Origin of the sequence: Gilliamella sp. WF3-4 (assembly GCF_001690275.1) — a bacterium.
Classification (GTDB): domain Bacteria; phylum Pseudomonadota; class Gammaproteobacteria; order Enterobacterales; family Orbaceae; genus Gilliamella; species Gilliamella apicola_C.
In genome coordinates this window covers 26,162-42,564 of the sequence record NZ_LZGW01000017.1, presented here as the reverse complement: position 1 = coordinate 42,564, position 16,403 = coordinate 26,162, and the positions used below count along the sequence as shown (strand labels likewise).

Annotated in this window: 14 protein-coding genes; 6 read left to right on the top strand and 8 right to left on the bottom strand. The window is 34.8% G+C overall.

Translation table 11 applies throughout. The features are described from left to right. The first annotated feature begins 309 nt into the window (after positions 1–309). Both A9G47_RS03585 and A9G47_RS03580 read left to right on the top strand, forming a co-directional pair. Complete coding sequence (locus tag A9G47_RS03585) at positions 310–1,590, top strand: serine/threonine transporter (RefSeq protein WP_065579806.1); 1,281 nt, start codon at positions 310–312, stop codon at positions 1,588–1,590. Positions 1,591–1,870: 280 nt separating this feature from the next. After that, complete coding sequence (locus tag A9G47_RS03580) at positions 1,871–3,238, top strand: L-serine ammonia-lyase (protein WP_065642182.1); 1,368 nt, start codon at positions 1,871–1,873, stop codon at positions 3,236–3,238. A gap of 137 nt (positions 3,239–3,375) precedes the next feature. On the opposite strand, the gene A9G47_RS03575 is transcribed toward A9G47_RS03580, so the two are convergent. The 5 genes from A9G47_RS03575 to xerD all read right to left on the bottom strand — a co-directional run bounded on the left by A9G47_RS03575 (position 3,376) and on the right by xerD (position 8,730). Beyond that, a complete protein-coding gene (locus tag A9G47_RS03575; RefSeq protein WP_065642181.1) occupies positions 3,376–3,735 on the bottom strand; it encodes a helix-turn-helix domain-containing protein in 360 nt (119 codons plus the stop codon). Between the two features lie 51 nt (positions 3,736–3,786). Then, the gene (gene mpl / locus A9G47_RS03570; RefSeq protein ID WP_065642180.1) at positions 3,787–5,181 is read right to left on the bottom strand and encodes a UDP-N-acetylmuramate:L-alanyl-gamma-D-glutamyl-meso-diaminopimelate ligase; all 1,395 of its coding nucleotides are present in this window, start codon (positions 5,179–5,181) and stop codon (positions 3,787–3,789) included. 106 nt (positions 5,182–5,287) lie between these two features. Beyond that, positions 5,288–7,024 carry a single-stranded-DNA-specific exonuclease RecJ gene (gene recJ / locus A9G47_RS03565; RefSeq protein ID WP_065642179.1) on the bottom strand — a complete coding sequence of 579 codons (1,737 nt, stop codon included), beginning with the start codon at positions 7,022–7,024 and terminating at the stop codon, positions 5,288–5,290. Between the two features lie 70 nt (positions 7,025–7,094). Next, complete coding sequence (gene dsbC / locus A9G47_RS03560) at positions 7,095–7,790, bottom strand: bifunctional protein-disulfide isomerase/oxidoreductase DsbC (RefSeq protein ID WP_065566520.1); 696 nt, start codon at positions 7,788–7,790, stop codon at positions 7,095–7,097. Positions 7,791–7,815: 25 nt separating this feature from the next. Continuing rightward, the gene (xerD, locus tag A9G47_RS03555) at positions 7,816–8,730 is read right to left on the bottom strand and encodes a site-specific tyrosine recombinase XerD (protein WP_065566519.1); all 915 of its coding nucleotides are present in this window, start codon (positions 8,728–8,730) and stop codon (positions 7,816–7,818) included. Between the two features lie 170 nt (positions 8,731–8,900). On the opposite strand from xerD, the gene A9G47_RS03550 reads away from it, so the two are divergent. Together A9G47_RS03550 and grxB are read left to right on the top strand one after the other, a co-directional pair. Beyond that, positions 8,901–9,545, top strand: coding sequence for a Pr6Pr family membrane protein (locus A9G47_RS03550; RefSeq protein ID WP_065566518.1), 645 nt, complete (start codon positions 8,901–8,903; stop codon positions 9,543–9,545). After that, positions 9,526–10,176, top strand: a complete 651-nt coding sequence (gene grxB, locus A9G47_RS03545; RefSeq protein WP_065642178.1) for a glutaredoxin 2 — start codon at positions 9,526–9,528, stop codon at positions 10,174–10,176. Before A9G47_RS03550 ends, grxB begins: the two co-directional genes overlap by 20 nt. A gap of 200 nt (positions 10,177–10,376) precedes the next feature. Here the strand turns inward: grxB and A9G47_RS03540 are convergent, their stop codons facing one another. Continuing rightward, a complete protein-coding gene (locus A9G47_RS03540; protein WP_065579779.1) occupies positions 10,377–11,417 on the bottom strand; it encodes a tagatose 1,6-diphosphate aldolase in 1,041 nt (346 codons plus the stop codon). A 411-nt stretch (positions 11,418–11,828) separates the two neighbouring features. Between A9G47_RS03540 and adhP the strand changes: the two genes are divergently transcribed. After that, positions 11,829–12,857, top strand: coding sequence for an alcohol dehydrogenase AdhP (adhP, locus tag A9G47_RS03535; protein WP_065566515.1), 1,029 nt, complete (start codon positions 11,829–11,831; stop codon positions 12,855–12,857). 176 nt (positions 12,858–13,033) lie between these two features. Next, positions 13,034–14,482 carry an APC family permease gene (locus A9G47_RS03530; protein WP_065642177.1) on the top strand — a complete coding sequence of 483 codons (1,449 nt, stop codon included), beginning with the start codon at positions 13,034–13,036 and terminating at the stop codon, positions 14,480–14,482. Between the two features lie 266 nt (positions 14,483–14,748). Here the strand turns inward: A9G47_RS03530 and A9G47_RS03525 are convergent, their stop codons facing one another. Continuing rightward, complete coding sequence (locus A9G47_RS03525; protein ID WP_065579782.1) at positions 14,749–16,110, bottom strand: PTS ascorbate transporter subunit IIC; 1,362 nt, start codon at positions 16,108–16,110, stop codon at positions 14,749–14,751. A 19-nt stretch (positions 16,111–16,129) separates the two neighbouring features. Next, positions 16,130–16,402, bottom strand: a complete 273-nt coding sequence (locus tag A9G47_RS03520) for a PTS sugar transporter subunit IIB (protein WP_065566512.1) — start codon at positions 16,400–16,402, stop codon at positions 16,130–16,132. Position 16,403: the final 1 nt, after the last annotated feature.

Sequence of the window (16,403 nt, the reverse complement as noted above, 5' to 3'; positions counted from 1 at the left end):
ATTAACTTTAGGTACTAAGCACAGTTAAACGTTTAATCTCAACAGACAACATTTTCCAAAATATTTGATTATCACCTTAACTTTCCTTTTTAATTTGCTTTCAGTTGTCACTAGTTTCGAACTTTTTGAATCAAAATTGATACTTTATTTATTTTTAATTTTACTAAGCATCAAAATAGATACCCACATAATATTGATTATATTTAATATTTTTTTATTTATGTGATAACGATCACTTTAGAAAGGTCGTTAAATTGATATCATATGTGCAGAATATTAATTAAGGAGTAGTACCCAATGAGTAAGTTAATGAATAACGAAAATGTTATCAGTTCAAACAATAAATCAACATTACCAAAATGGCGAAAAAGCGACACTTTATGGATGCTTAGTCTTTATGGCACCGCAATTGGTGCTGGAGTGCTTTTTCTACCCATTAATGCAGGTGTTGGTGGATTGATTCCATTATTAGTTATGTTGATTCTTGCCTTTCCAATGACATTTTTTGCCCACCGAGCTTTATGTAGATTTGTTCTATCAGGAAAAAACAGTAATGGCGATATTACTGTTGTTGTAGAAGAGTCTTTTGGGCGCACCGCAGGAATTTGGATAACGGTGCTGTATTTTTTTGCCATTTACCCAATATTATTGGTATATAGTGTTGGTATTACCAATACAGTAGACAGTTTTATGGTTAATCAACTAGGTATGCAGCCAATACCCCGTGCTTTGCTTTCGTTTGTTTTAGTTGCATTCTTAATGTCAATTGTTCATTTTGGTGAAGAGCTGATTGTTAAAGTGATGTCCGTTTTAGTTTTCCCTTTTATTGCGGTTTTAATGATGCTAGCTTTATTTTTAATCCCTGAATGGAATAGCAGTAATTTATCCTTTAGCCTTAATAGTGAAGGTGGACATAGTATATTAATGACACTTTGGCTGGTTATTCCCGTTATGGTCTTTGCGTTTAATCACTCTCCCATTATTTCCTCATTAGCTGTTGCTAAACGTAAAGAATATGGCAATATTTATGCAGAACCGAAATGTACTAAAATTATTGCTGCCAGTAACATAATGATGGTTGTGACTGTTATGTTTTTTGTTTTTAGTTGTGCTCTGTGCTTATCGCCAGCTGAACTTTTAGAAGCAAAAACACAAAATATCTCGACTTTATCTTATTTAGCTAATCGATTTAATTCGCCAGTTATTGAATACATTGGGCCACCAATTGCTTTTATTGCCATGGCTAAATCGTTTTTAGGTCACTATCTTGGTGGTAAAGAAGGCTTTAACGGTCTTGTGCAAAAAATATTACGTAGCCGCAACAAAACGATTTCAGAAAAGAAACTTGATAAACTAGCCATTGCATTTATGTTTGTAACAGCGTGGGGAATTGCAACAATTAATCCAAGCATTTTAGCGCTTATTGAATCACTTGGTGGACCTATTTTAGCTATATTATTGTTCTTAATGCCTATGTATGCAATTCATCAAATCCCAGCATTGGCAAAATATCGTGGAAAATTAAGTAATGTATTTATTGTTGTTATGGGATTAGTTGCAATTTCTGCGGCTATCTATAATTTATTATAAAGATTACCTAATAGGTAATAATCACCTATTTAATTAATGTATGTATGAAATCCATCAACATTCGTCGGTGGACAAAATAGTCTGTAGGTTATCCTACTAGTAAAATAAACAATGGGTACAATAAGCATTAACCACTAATGAGAATTAAAAACTTATTTTCGTAATCCCAAAATTGAGGTTATTTGTTGATACTTTTGTTTAGCATTTTATTAGCAAAGATAAATTTACAAAAATATAACTATGCCTATGATATTTATACTTGGCATTAAAAAGGAAAATTATGAGTTCAGTATTTGAAATATTTAAAATTGGTATTGGGCCTTCAAGTTCACATACAGTAGGACCAATGAGAGTGGGTAAAGCTTTTATAGATCAACTAATTAATAAACAAATGATGTCATCAGTGACAAAAATTGTGGCTGATGTTTATGGATCTTTGTCGCTAACAGGTAAAGGGCATCAAACAGATATTGCTATTGTTATGGGATTAGCGGGTGAAAAGCCTGATACTGTAAATATTGATAATATCCCAAATTTTATCGAAAAACTTAGCCAAACGCACCGTTTACCTATTTATAATCATTCCTACGAAATTGATTTCCCATTAGATAGTTGCATGGTATTTCATTCTAAATTTTTACCATTACATGAAAATGGTATGACTTTAAGTGCCTATAACGGTGATACCTTATTATTTCAAAAAACTTACTATTCTGTAGGTGGCGGTCAAATTGTTGAAGAAGAGCAATTCGGCCAGCAAGAGCAAGATGCAGTAAAACTGCCTTACCCATTTATTTCAGCTCAAGAATTATTAAAACATTGTGAAGATAATGCCTTATCAATTTCTAGCGTTATGATGAAAAATGAGTTGCAATTGCACACTTATGAAGAAATCGAAAATTATTTTTCTCGCGTTGGACAAACTATTTTGGAATGTATTAATCGTGGAATGAATACTGAAGGTTTATTACCTGGACCGCTTAAAGTTCCGCGTCGAGCATTTTCGTTATATCGTCAATTATCCACCACTAAAGACAAAATTATTAGTGACCCTATGGTAATTATTGATTGGGTAAATATGTTCGCACTTGCCGTTAGTGAAGAAAACGCAGCGGGTGGACGGGTGGTCACTGCACCAACAAATGGCGCATGCGGCATTATACCCGCTGTGCTTGCTTATTATGATAAGTTTATTAATCCAGTTACTCCTGATATTTATATTCGATTTTTCCTAACTTGTGGTGCAATAGGGCAACTTTATCAAATTAATGCATCCATTTCTGGTGCAGAAGTCGGGTGCCAAGGGGAAGTTGGCGTAGCTTGCTCTATGGCTGCTGCTGGACTTACTGAGCTGTTAGGTGGTAATCCTGAGCAAGTTTGCATGGCAGCAGAAATAGCAATGGAACATAATTTAGGATTAACTTGTGATCCAGTTGCAGGTCAAGTGCAAGTACCTTGTATCGAACGTAATGCTATTGCCGCGGTAAAATCGATAAATGCAACAAGAATGGCTCTAAGGCGAACAACTGCGGCAAAAGTATCTTTAGATAAAGTGATTCAAACTATGTATGAAACAGGAAAAGATATGAATGCAAAATACCGAGAAACATCACGCGGGGGGCTTGCCATCACCGTTCATTGTAGTTAAGTTGAAATTATTTGTTGTGTCAAATTCGCCGATTATACAATCGGCGAAACCTTAAATTATATTTCTTTGAATTATATTTTTTTAAATTATATTACTTTAAATTGTATTTTCTTAAATTGAACTTTCTTAAATTGCCTTTAATGTTTCCAGCGCATGGTATTGACTTTAGAACGCAAAAAATCATTCTCAACCAACACATCCACCTTTTCTTGTTTTATTGTACGGTATTTTCTTTTCCGCTTAAGTTGCTCCATTGATGTTTTATGAATCACTTCATTATAGGCAAGCAAATTATTCAGTTGATCCAGTTCATCTAACCCACGAAGAACCGCAATTAATGTTTGTAATGTAATGGATTCGCCTTGTTCAATGCGTTTTATTGTCGCAATACCGATTCGAGATTTGTTAGCCAGTTCTTGCTGAGATAAATTTTTTTCAATTCTTGCTATTTTTATTCTGCGACATAACATAGCAATCATTTCGGCAGTTTCATTCATAAAATATCTTTTAGGTATGATATGCCACAGTATGTGACATATCATCTACTGTTATTGAATTAATTGTTCGTTTTCATGAGCTTTGATTTGTTGCTTTTCTAAGCTTTCTAAGATCTTTTTATGGATGCCATTAAAGCCACCATTACTCATAATTAAAATGGCATCGGTTGGGCGAGCTGTTTTGGTTATCATTTCAACAAGTAAATCAATATCACCCGTCCAGTGAGCAGGTTGGATACAAGCATCAACAACATCGGCAACTAACCAAGGCAATTGTTCTGGTTGAAAGATAAAGATTTCGTCAGCACGACCTAGTGATGGTGCTAGTTCATCTTTAGATACGCCTAGCTTCATGGTATTTGAACGAGGTTCAAGAACGGCTAAAATGCGACGATTTGCACCAATTTTACTACGTAATGCCTCTAATGTTGCTAAAATTGCAGTTGGATGATGAGCAAAGTCGTCGTAGATTTCGATGTTATTTATTTCACCATAGAGTTCTAGCCGCCTTTTGGCATTGATAAATGAACTTAATGCTAAACAAGCATCGGCTGGATCAATGCCTACATTATGTGCTGCGGCGATTGCCATTAATGCATTATGCATATTATGTTCGCCCACTAAGGAATATTTCACTTCGCCTACTTTTGCATTGTTATAGTAAACTGCAAAATGGCTTGCGTCGTTATTTATGCGCTGTGCTAACCAGCCTGTTTCAGACTCAGTAAAAACTTGCTCGCTCCAGCAACCTTTTGCCAATACTTGTTTTAAATTTACATCTTCTTGTGGTGAAATAATTAACCCTTTGCTTGGCACTAAACGAACCAAATGATGGAATTGTTTTTGAATTGAGCTAAGATCATCAAAAATATCGGCATGATCAAATTCTAAATTGTTCATGATAAGTGTTTTAGGGCAGTAGTGCATGAACTTGGAACGTTTATCGAAGAATGAACAATCGTATTCATCAGCTTCAATCACAAAAAAATCCCCTTCTCCTAATCGGGCTGATACATCAAAATTACCCGGTACACCACCAATAACAAAACCTTGTTTATAATTTAATTTTTCTAAAATCCAATTGACCATACCCGCAGTTGTGGTTTTGCCATGTGTTCCAGCAACCGCAATAACCCAGCGATCGCGCAAAACGTTATCATGTAACCACTGTGGCGCAGAAATGTAAGGGATGTTATTATCTAAGACATATTCAACGCAAGGGTTACCTCTTGATAAGGCATTGCCGATGATGACTAAATCGGGTGTAGAGGCGAGTTGTGATGGATCATATCCTTCAATAATATCAATGTGCTCTTTTTGTAACAGTGTACTCATTGGTGGATAAACATTTTTATCTGAACCTGTTACTTTATGACCTAGCGAGCGGGCTATTAATGCAATCCCAGCCATAAATGTACCACAAATTCCAAGAATATGAATATGCATTTTGAATCCTTAACGTTGCGTAAATTTTATGTTGATGATGTTAGATAACCATCGTAATTAGATGTAAATTAAGCACAATTGTCAAATTATAATCCATTCTAATTGCTTAGGCGATAGGCCATAGATATTTTATCAGTAATTGTGGAGCTTGGTTACCCCGAAATTCATCTACATCCAGATGATAAACTAATTCTACTTTTTTTATCGACTGATCAGGCCATTGTTGTCGATTGACATTAAAACAGACACCTTCAATAAATGGACCACCATTTTGTGGCTCTAATACTAATTTAAGGTGTTTGTCTGCAATTAACCGTTGTTGATGAATAACAAATACGCCATCAAAAATAGGCGTATCAAACCCCTCGCCCCAAGGGCCAGATTTTTTTAACAATTTGGCGGTTGCGTAAGTAAAGTCTTGGCTATCTATTTCACCGTCTGTTTCAATAATATGTTCTAGTAAATCAGGATCGACTTGTGTATTTAAAAGTGCTTGCAAACAACGTGTAAAATACGCTAAATCTTTTTCGTGAATAGTTAAACCAACTGCCATTGAGTGCCCACCAAAGCTAACGATTAAATCAGGGTGTCGCTGATTTAATTCATCAAGTAGATCGCGTAAATGAACGCCTTTAATTGAGCGTCCAGAGCCTTTTAAAAAACCATCTTGGGTTGAAGCAAACGATATAACTGGTCGATGATATTTATCTTTCAAACGAGAAGATAATATACCAATAATACCTTGATGCCACTGTTGATGATAAAACACCAGTGCGTTAGGAATTGATATATTTTGCTCTTCAATTTCTTGAATAAACAATAAAGCTTCTTTATGCATTGTTTGTTCAATCAATTTTCTATCACAATTGAGATTATCAAGATCTACTGCTTTATTAATTGCTAAATCATAATTATCACAAAGTAATAATTCAACGCCTAAAGTCATATTATCCATTCTTCCCGCGGCATTTAATCGAGGCGCTATATAATAAGCTAAATCGGTTGATGTAATCGAAGCAGGATCTTTCTTAGCTATATGCAATAAGGCTTTAATACCTTCGCTACAATAACCAGATCGAATTCTGTTTATACCTTGGTGAACTAAAATACGATTATTATGATCAAGTTTAACCACATCAGCAACCGTACCTAAAGCAACTAAATCTAATAAATTCGTCACATTATATTCGGTTAACTTATTGTCCATGAACCAATTTTCTTGCCGTAATTTGGCTCGTAAAGCAAGCATGAAGTAAAAAGCCACACCCACTCCAGCTAAATGCTTAGAAGGAAACACGCAATTAGGTAAATTAGGATTGATTATAGCATCTGCATCAGGTAATCGTTCTGGACATAAATGGTGATCAGTAATAATCACTGGCAAATTTGACTGCTTGGCAAAATCGACAGCTTCAACAGCAGAAATACCGTTGTCAACAGTAATAATGAGTTGCGCATTTTTTAATAGCGCTTTTTTTACAATTGAAATACTTAGCCCATATCCATCATCAAAACGATCCGGAATAATATAATCAACAAATTGGCACCCCATATTTTTAAGGGCTTTAACGGTTAAAGCAGTACTAGTAGCACCATCAGTATCAAAATCGCCAACAATCATGATCCGTTGATTATTCTTCATTGCCAAATAAAGAATTTCAACTGCTTTGTTAATGCCATCTAATGTGTCGTAATTGTGCAAATTGCGTGTGGTATAGTCGAGCTCTTGCATACTAGTCACCCCACGTAATGCATAAACTCGCTGTAATAATAATGGAATATCCTCGGAAAATTCTGGAGATCCATCAGGTAATTTGCGATGTCTTAATTTATTTTTTTTCATATTTTGTATGCTAGCGCATTAGCGCTAACATTGAGTTTAATATTATATTTCAACAGCGGTAATTAGTTATTTACTTGTTTTTTTTATCTAAAACTTCAAGTAATTTATCTGCTGGTACATAACCAGAAACAAGCTCGCCATTAGGTAAAATAATTGCTGGTGTACCGCTAATTCCAAGTCGCTTCCCAACATTAAATTGTTGGGTAACGTAAGGAATCATACTACTAGCTGGTGAAATTTTATTGCCTTTATAAGCATTTTCAAACGCGGCTTTACGATCTTTCATGCTCCAAATAGATTGCATATTTTTACCAACATCACTTTTATCTCCTGCTCGAGGAAAGGCAAAATAGTGCACCGAAATACCTGCTTCTAAATATTTATCAATATTTTCGTGCAATAATTTACAGTAATGACAAGTGTAATCAGTAAAAACAGAAATGACATATCGTTCATTAGGCGCTTTGTAAACAATGGCATCTTTTGCAATTGTTTGCATTAGTTTAAGGTTATTACTGTTAGCAATATTTTCAAGATTGTCACCTTGAACATTATAAATAGGACCTTGAGTTAAATATTTGCCATCTTCTGTAACATAAAAAATACCATCAGGCGTAGAAACGCTTTTAAACCCTTGTATTGGGCTATTAGTAATTTTTAACTCTTTATTGTCGTAACCTAACTTATTTAAAGTTTTTGTTATATCAGCATTACTCGCTAATACTGAGGTTGAAATTAAAGCTAAAGCTAAACCTAATTTTTTCATTCAATTACCCTTATTTTTTTGAGTATTACGCTCGAGGATGATGTTTACTATGTAACTGTTTTAATCTTTCAGTTGCCACATGCGTATAAATTTGCGTCGTTGATAAACTACTGTGCCCAAGCAACATTTGCACAACACGCAAATCAGCACCGTGATTAAGCAGATGCGTTGCAAAGGCATGACGAAGCACATGAGGTGAAAGTGCTTCAATATTGATACCTGTTAATACGGCATAATATTTAATTCTATGCCAAAAGGTCTGACGTGTCATTTTTTTTCCTAATCGACTAGGAAAAAGAACATCAACAGGCCCTGTTTTTAGAAGATCATTTCTGCCATATTTAAAATAATATTCAAGCCAATAAACCGCTTCTTCACCCAGCGGTACTAAACGTTCCTTATTGCCTTTACCTATCACTCTTACAACACCTTGCCGTAGGCTAACATCACTAATTTCTAAATTCACTAATTCAGATACACGTAAACCGGTTGCATAAAGTACTTCAAGCATTGCTTTATCTCGAAGTTCAATCGGATCGTCTATGCTTGGCGATTCAAGTAATGCCTCCACTTGTGATTCGGTTAAATCTTTAGGTAATTTTTTGGGAAGCTTGGGGGATGATAATACCGCTGAAGGATCATCTGCACGATAGTTTTCTTGATATAAATATTGAAAAAAACGTTTAGTTGCACTAAGTAATCTTGCAGAACTACTTGCTTTATACCCATCTTGCACCCGTTGCATTAAAAATGCTTGTAGATTAACTGTTTGAGCAGACAAAAATGTGACATTTTGTTGTTGTAAAAACTGACTTAATGCCAGCAAATCTAACTTATAAGACGCAATGGTATTTTCAGCTAAATTCCTTTCTAACCATAAAGAATCTAAAAAATGTTCTATTAATATTTTATTTTGGGGCGGGGTGTCGTGATTCGACATCAATATCATCTCTACATTACATTTATTTTGACATTATATACTAACTGCCAATAAGTTGTAGATTTTGTCTATTTGTTATCTTTTAAACAGAGGTAGTTTATGATTTTTTTATTAATTACTATATACTGCACTTTTAGTTGTTTTTTGTACTATTTATATTAAAAGGCATTATGTTAAAACGAACTATTAATATTTTTATTGCGCTATTTGCAATCTCTATTATTGCCATGGAAACTTACATTTATTGGCATACTAAATTTCGTCCTTGGCAACCCGAATCTTCAATAGGGCGATTAATTTATTATTATAGTTTCTTTACAGTTTTATCAAATTTAATGTTAGCATTGAGTTGTTTTTGGCTAGCTATCAATCCTAACTGTCATCGATACAGTTTTAAAGTTATTCGTTTGAATGGATTGGCGGGTGTGATGATAACGACTATTGTATATAACCTAGTGTTAAGAAGCATCCATACACCGCCACCTAATGTATTATTGAAAATTGCGAATGAAAGTTTACATGTGATTATTCCTGTTTTGGGATTATTGAGCTGGTTTATTTTTGGACCATTTCGACGAATTAATTTAAAAGTCATTATGGGGGCGTCATTGTCAATGATTGGCTATGGTGTTTATATTTTTATTCGAGGCTACTATACCAATCTGTATCCATATCCTTTTATTAATGTTGTAAAGATTGGTTATTCCCAAGCACTATTTGCTGTAAGTAAGTTTTTTTTATTATTTTTGGGAATTGCCTTTTTATGTTGGTTGATTGATTACTTAAGGAGTAAAAATGAAACTGTATATTTATGAACATTGCCCTTTTTGTGTAAGAGCTAGAATGATTTTTGGTTTAAAAAACGTGCCAGTTGAACTACAGGTATTGCTTAGTGATGATTTTCAATCGCCAGAGCGTATGATTGGTGAAAAGATGGCGCCGATTTTACAGAAAGACGATGGCAGTTATCTGCCTGAAAGTTTAGATATTGTTGATTATGTCGATAACAATTATGCTGGCAATCCCATTTTAATTGGCGATAGATCAGCAAATATAGCTGAACTCATAAAGCAACTACAGCAATATGATTATAAGTTAGTGTGTCCACGATATATAAAATTAGGTTTAGCCGAGTTTGCGACACAAAGTGCTATTGATTATTTTGTTACTAGTAAAAAGGAAAAAATGGGATCATTTGATCAATGTATGGCACAAACCGATGCACTAGTCGCAGAGGTGTTAACGGTGTTAAATAAACTTGAATTGCTAATTATTTCACCAGAAGCATGTAATGGACAATTATCTTTAGATGATATCTGTTTGTTCCCCGTTTTACGAAATTTGACGTGTGTTAAAAGTCTAGTTTTTTCATCTAAGATTAAGGCCTATATTCAATCAATGGCAAAACGCAGTAAGGTTGATTTATTTTTCAGTAAAGCAATTTGATGATTTGTTATGTGTGGTAGGCTATTTTGATTTGATATTAAACCATATTAGTAAAACCATCTTAATAAAACTATAGCAACAGATTTATCGCTACATAACTTGCAATCATAGTAAAAGAGAACAGTAAAAATAGGAATAAAAACTGTTCTCTTTTTAGTTTGCTAATAACTTATTGCAATTAATTATTTTAAATGATTATGTTAATTACCTAATTTAACATCAATCACTTCAATATTATCTTTACCACCATAGATATCATACCAAGGAGTAGCATATTGTTTTAATATTTTGTTAAGATGCTCAACATTTTCGCGGCCAGTTTGATCTAACCAACGTTTTAATCCCTCTTTTCCACCATTTGCATAGGCTGCAACACCTTCAAACCATGTTGCTCGCCCACCAAGAATGCCACTATATTTAGCGCCATTTTCGCCGGCAAAAATGAGCTCTTGATGGAAAGTTTTTGTTGGCACACCAGCGCTTAAATAAATAAAAGGTCGTGTTGCTGCATCGCTAGCTTGTTTAAAGTAATCTGCGGCTTGCTTTTGAGTATAAACCACGACATTGTTGTCGTTAAAGCCTTCGACATTTTTAAAAAGTACAGGAACTTCGACTTTTAAAATATCGATGTAATATTGTTCTTTAGTAAACTCTTTAATGGTATTAATGACTTTTTGTGGTTTGATTTTTGCAAATTCAGGGCTTTTATCATCGGTTATCACATTATCATAAACAATAGGTTCAACAAAAACAGGAATATCCGCAGCTCTTGCTTCATTACCTAAACGCTCTAAAAATGCGTGCTTTTTATCTAAAATATCTTGAGGATCATCTGGATTATAATAAACCAATACTTTTGCAGCATCAGCCCCTTTTTTTATTAAGCGTTGTAATGAATCCTCGGGCAAAATATCGGGTAGGCGACCTGGTGTATTGGCATCATATCCCGTTTTTTCATATGACATGATTAATCCAGCATTGCTATTTTTTGCCGCCATGCCTTTAAAACCATATTCTTCATCTAACAAAATTGCGCTAACATATTTAGTTAATTCTTGAGAAACAAGCTCCTTAAATTCATACACCATATCAATATGATAACGATCTTTACCAACCGCAGATTCCATCATCTTAACCATTGAACCGCGTTGATCAATCGCTAATGCAGCAATCACGCCATCTTGGTTTGATAGCTGTTGCATACGTGTGAATTTACCACGAGAAATACATTTTCTAGCCATTTTATAGCCTCCATTTAGTTAGTTTTTTTATTATATTGCTTTTTTTTGGTTGTTTATTAATCATTTGTGCTAGTTAAAGCGATATCCTTAATTTAAGCCAATACCATTGTTATCTAATGACATTATGATTGAACTTAAGTTACCACTTGAGTAAATATCGCCTTTAAAAAATAGTTGACTTATTTTCAGCCTATATCAGTATGCTGCATATGTTTATAACAACCCCTTTTTATAACAACACCACCAATTTATTTTTTTCAAATTTCAATGAAAGGCTATGTTCAAGTATAAATTATTAAACAATGAATATTATTTAATAGAATTGTGAAACCACTCATATTTTTCAAAAATAATTCGTTTAGAATGAAAAGCAATTATGTTTTAACTTTAAAATTTATTTAGGAGAAAAAAATGAAGGCAGCAGTAATTAAGCAAGAATGCGATGGTCAAGTTGAAATTAAAGATATTCCAGTTCGCCCATTAGAAGCGGGAGAAGCATTAGTTGACGTTGAATATTGTGGTCTTTGTCATACTGATATCCATGTAGCATCGGGTGATTTTGGCAAAAAACCAGGCCGAGTTATTGGTCATGAGGGTGTGGGAATAGTGACTAAAATTGCTCCTGATGTAAAGAGCCTTAAAATTGGTGATAGAGTTAGTATTGCTTGGTTTCATGCTGGATGTGGTACTTGTGAATATTGTATTTCTGGTCATGAAACATTTTGTCGTAATGCGTTAAATTCTGGATACAGTGTTGATGGTGGTATGGCAGAGCAGTGTATTGTTAAAGCAGATTATGCGGTTAAAGTACCGGAAGGATTAGATCCCGCACAGGCAACAAGTATTACTTGCGCCGGCGTTACAACCTACAAAGGCATTAAAGTTGCCGATACCAAACCTGGGCAATGGCTTGCTGTATTTGGCATTGGAGGTTTAGGAACACTGGCTATTGAGTATGGTAAAAAAGTGTTTAACAATAAAGTGGTTGCAATTAGTAATAGCGATAGTCAATTAGAATTGTGTAAAAAGTTGGGGGCAGATTTAGTCATTAATCCTAAAAAAGTGGATGATGTAGGTGCTTATATTAAAGCGCACACTGAAGGCGGTGTACATGGTGCTGTTGTGACCTCAGTGACGAAAACAGCTTTCAATCAGGCTATTCATTCAGTACGCCCTTTAGGACGTGTTGTTGCCTTAGGTTTGCCTTCGGAAACTATGGACTTGAGTATTCCAAAAACAGTGCTTGATGGTATTCAAGTTTTAGGTTCACTGGTTGGTACTCGTGAAGATTTAGCCGAGGCATTTCGTTTCAGTGCTGAGGGTAAAGTAATACCAATGGTTGAAAAAAGACCATTGGAAGATATCAATGATATGATCGACGAAATGAAAGCAGGTAAAATTCGTGGACGTATGGTTGTGGATATGAAAATGAAGAAATAGAAATCACTTTTCAGTAATCTAGAGAATAAGAAGTCAGCTTCTAGCTGGCTTTTTATTTATGTTATCATTTTTATTTTTAGTGTTTTTAATGAGTTAAAATTAATCCTTCTTGTATTTTATAAATAAATCCCTATTATAAACAAATTTTGCTTATTGATAGATTCAAGGGGATCTTTATGTCAGATCACAATTTAGAAAATAACTTGCGGAAAGATCTTGGTTTAGTTTCTGCATTATCCCTGGTTGTTGGGATGGTTTTAGGCGCTGGTGCATTTATGAAACCACCTTCAGTATTGGAAGTTACTGGCGATTATCATTATGCTTTATTAGCTTGGATTATTGGTGGTGCTATTTCCATTTGTGGTGGATTAACGCTTTGTGAATTAGGCGTCATGTTCCCAAAAACTGGGGGCATGCTTGTTTATTTAGAAAAAATCTATGGCGCTAAAATCGCTCACCTTTATGGTTGGATGATGACAGTTATCTTTTCTCCAGCGTTAATTGGTGCATTAGTCGGTTATTTTAGTTCAGTATTTTGCTCATTATTTCAGATTGAAGACACATATAAAATGGCGGTAGGTGCAGGAGCATTAGGCTTTATTGCCTTTATTAATGCAATTGGTGTCAAAGAGGCAGGATATTTACAAACCATTGCAACGGCTTGTAAATTGATTCCGATATTACTACTGGCGGTATTTGGTCTTTGGAAAGGCAATGGGCAAGTCGCATTATTTGGTGCTAGTGGTCAAGGTATTGAAACATTTGCGCCTTTTGCTGTTGCTATCTTAGCTACATTATTTGCTTATGATGGTTGGGCACAGGTTGCATCGGTTGCAGGTGAAATTCATAATCCATCTAAAGTATTACCAAAAGCAATCATTTTTGGGATTATCTTTTTAGTGATTGTTTATGCTTGTATCAATATAGCATTCTTTAAAATCTTTCCTGTCAACGAAATGGTTTCATTAGGGCACGATGCCGCCGCGGTTGCTTCACAGCGAATGTTTGGGCATTCAGGAGGTAACTTAGTTGCTGTTGGTATTATGATCTCGATTTTGGGTGGTATTAATGGTTATATCATGACATTATCACGTACTATTTTTAGCATGGCAGAGCGTGGAACTATTGTTGGTGCACGTTATTTAAGTACAATAGATGAGGATAGCCGTTCTCCTGTTAATGCCATTTCAGTTCTTGTTATTTTTGCATTTTTATATTCAGTTTTGTTAGATGCCGATCGTTTATCTGAAATTTCTATGTTTTCGATTTGGGTATTTTATTTACTAACCTTTGTTGGTGTTATGATAGCCAGAAAAAAATACCCTAATATACCAAGATCTTACAAAGTCATTGGCTATCCAATTATCCCTATTTTAGCCATATTGGGCGCTGTTTATGTGATTTATGGTATGCTAGTTTATCAAACAGAAAATGGGCTGGCATCAATTGTGCTGACGTTAGTTGGTTTACCAATGTACTATTATTATCAACGAAAGAACAAACATAGCGAACTTTCAGTCGGCGAGGTGAAAAAGTACCGTGTAAAAACACAATATACCATTGCTATAGTAGCAATAAGTGTTGTTGCTATATTAATTATTTATGGAAGCATAATTAGTAAATAACAACCTTATTTCTGGTTAGATGATTTATTTAAGGGGGTTTATTTAAGGTTATTTATTTAAGGGAATTGCTTACTCATGTTTTTTAGTCGGTATAAAAGCAACAATAGATGTTTTTTAACTGAAAAGTGTGACTAAAAATAAGTTAAAATTAAGCCATAATGTCTTTGTTGTAAAATAGGGCTTAATTAAATGATGGGCTTTCTTAAAGATGCCTTTTCTGTGTTTTATATAGCCACTAATATAAATAGTGGCTATAGATACTTTAACTAATCCTTTGAATCAATTTTGGGTTTAGCTATGTAATTATAAATAACCAATATAGCAAAGATAGCAATAATAATGCTCATTATGATATCTTTGTTAAACCACTTAGCCATATTACCTAAGATAATTCCAACACCGCAAAAATCGACATCAGAGAAAGTCGTATTTGCAAAACCCAAAGATCCTAGCACAGGCAGTAGCATAACCGGCAAGAATGTGACTAATAGACCATTAGCAAATGCTCCGAGCATTGCCCCACGGCGTCCTCCCATTGCATTACCAAATACCCCCGCTGTTGCACCACAAAAGAAATGAGGAACAACGCCTGGTAATATCAGAACCAGATTTAATTGCCCTAAAACAAATAATCCAATTAATCCACCAAGAAAACTAAATAAAAAGCCGACGAGAACAGCATTTGGCGCATATGGAAAGACAACAGGACAATCAAGAGCGGGTTTTGCATTAGGTACCAATTTTTCTGAGAAGCCTGTAAATGCTGGCACAATTTCAGCGAGAATTAATCGCACACCTTGTAGAATGATAAACACACCAGCAGCAAATGTAATGGCCTCTATAATCGCATAAACTAAATAATTATCACCTTTACTTAGATTAGTTTCGACATAATCAGAGCCAGCGAATAGAGCTAGAATGAGATAAATAATCATCATAGTTAATGAAATTGAAATTGAGCTATCGCGTAAGAAACTTAGGTTTTTAGGTAAATTCATCTCTTCAGTTGAGCGTGAGTTTTTACCTACAACTTGTCCAAGCCAGCCAGCTAGCACATAACCTAAAGTACCAAAATGGCCAAATGCGACATCATCATTACCCGTAATTTTACGCATATGCGGTTGTGCCAAAGCAGGGAAAAAAGCCATGATAAGGCCAAGCACTAACGATCCAGTAAATACCAGTTGCCAGCCTTTAAATCCTGCAACGGTTAAAATAATACTAATCATACAGGCCATATAAAAGGTATGATGTCCTGTCAAAAAGATAAATTTTAAACGTGTAAAACGTGCAACTACGATATTAGCGACCATACCAAATGCCATAATTAATGCCGTTGCTGCACCATATTCATTTAATGCCATAGAAACTATAGCTTCATTATTAGGAATAATACCTTGTAATTTAAAAGCTTGCTCAAACATCATGCCGAGTGGCGTAATTGCACTGATAAGCACGCTTGCACCACCGCTTAATACCAAAAAACCTAAAATTGTTTTCACGGTTCCTTTTACGGTATCAGCAAATGATTTATGTTGGGCTATTAACCCAACCATGGCAATTAAACCCACCAATACGGCAGGTACTTTTAAAATATCAACAATAAATTTTACGATTTCCTGAATCATAGCAACACCTCATAGGTTGTTAATTCTTAGCAAGATGCTCAGCAAGTTTGGATTCTAGATCGTTGATATCAATAATATTGCTTAGTACCACTAATTTATCTGCCGGGATACCCGAACTGGCCGCTAAATCTTTGGTCATAACAAAAATATCGGCTTGATCGGGTGAGATAGATGCAAGATCGGCATGTGTTACTTCGGCATCAACATTTAATTTCTTAAGCACTTTTTTGATATTCATTTCAACCATAAAACTACTACCTAGACCTTGACCACAAACAGCCATAATTTTCATA

What these genes read in the sequence shown, in the direction of transcription:
- A9G47_RS03580 (WP_065642182.1), top strand. Translation starts at nt 1,871, where the DNA reads ATGAGTTCAGTATTTGAAATATTTAAAATTGGTATTGGGCCTTCAAGT.
- grxB (WP_065642178.1), top strand. Translation starts at nt 9,526, where the DNA reads ATGAAACTGTATATTTATGAACATTGCCCTTTTTGTGTAAGAGCTAGA.
- A9G47_RS03520 (WP_065566512.1), bottom strand. Translation starts at nt 16,402, where the DNA reads ATGAAAATTATGGCTGTTTGTGGTCAAGGTCTAGGTAGTAGTTTTATG.
- dsbC (WP_065566520.1), bottom strand. Translation starts at nt 7,790, where the DNA reads ATGAAAAAATTAGGTTTAGCTTTAGCTTTAATTTCAACCTCAGTATTA.
- A9G47_RS03540 (WP_065579779.1), bottom strand. Translation starts at nt 11,417, where the DNA reads ATGGCTAGAAAATGTATTTCTCGTGGTAAATTCACACGTATGCAACAG.
- A9G47_RS03525 (WP_065579782.1), bottom strand. Translation starts at nt 16,110, where the DNA reads ATGATTCAGGAAATCGTAAAATTTATTGTTGATATTTTAAAAGTACCT.
- mpl (WP_065642180.1), bottom strand. Translation starts at nt 5,181, where the DNA reads ATGCATATTCATATTCTTGGAATTTGTGGTACATTTATGGCTGGGATT.
- xerD (WP_065566519.1), bottom strand. Translation starts at nt 8,730, where the DNA reads ATGTCGAATCACGACACCCCGCCCCAAAATAAAATATTAATAGAACAT.
- A9G47_RS03530 (WP_065642177.1), top strand. Translation starts at nt 13,034, where the DNA reads ATGTCAGATCACAATTTAGAAAATAACTTGCGGAAAGATCTTGGTTTA.
- adhP (WP_065566515.1), top strand. Translation starts at nt 11,829, where the DNA reads ATGAAGGCAGCAGTAATTAAGCAAGAATGCGATGGTCAAGTTGAAATT.
- A9G47_RS03585 (WP_065579806.1), top strand. Translation starts at nt 310, where the DNA reads ATGAATAACGAAAATGTTATCAGTTCAAACAATAAATCAACATTACCA.
- A9G47_RS03550 (WP_065566518.1), top strand. Translation starts at nt 8,901, where the DNA reads ATGTTAAAACGAACTATTAATATTTTTATTGCGCTATTTGCAATCTCT.
- recJ (WP_065642179.1), bottom strand. Translation starts at nt 7,024, where the DNA reads ATGAAAAAAAATAAATTAAGACATCGCAAATTACCTGATGGATCTCCA.
- A9G47_RS03575 (WP_065642181.1), bottom strand. Translation starts at nt 3,735, where the DNA reads ATGAATGAAACTGCCGAAATGATTGCTATGTTATGTCGCAGAATAAAA.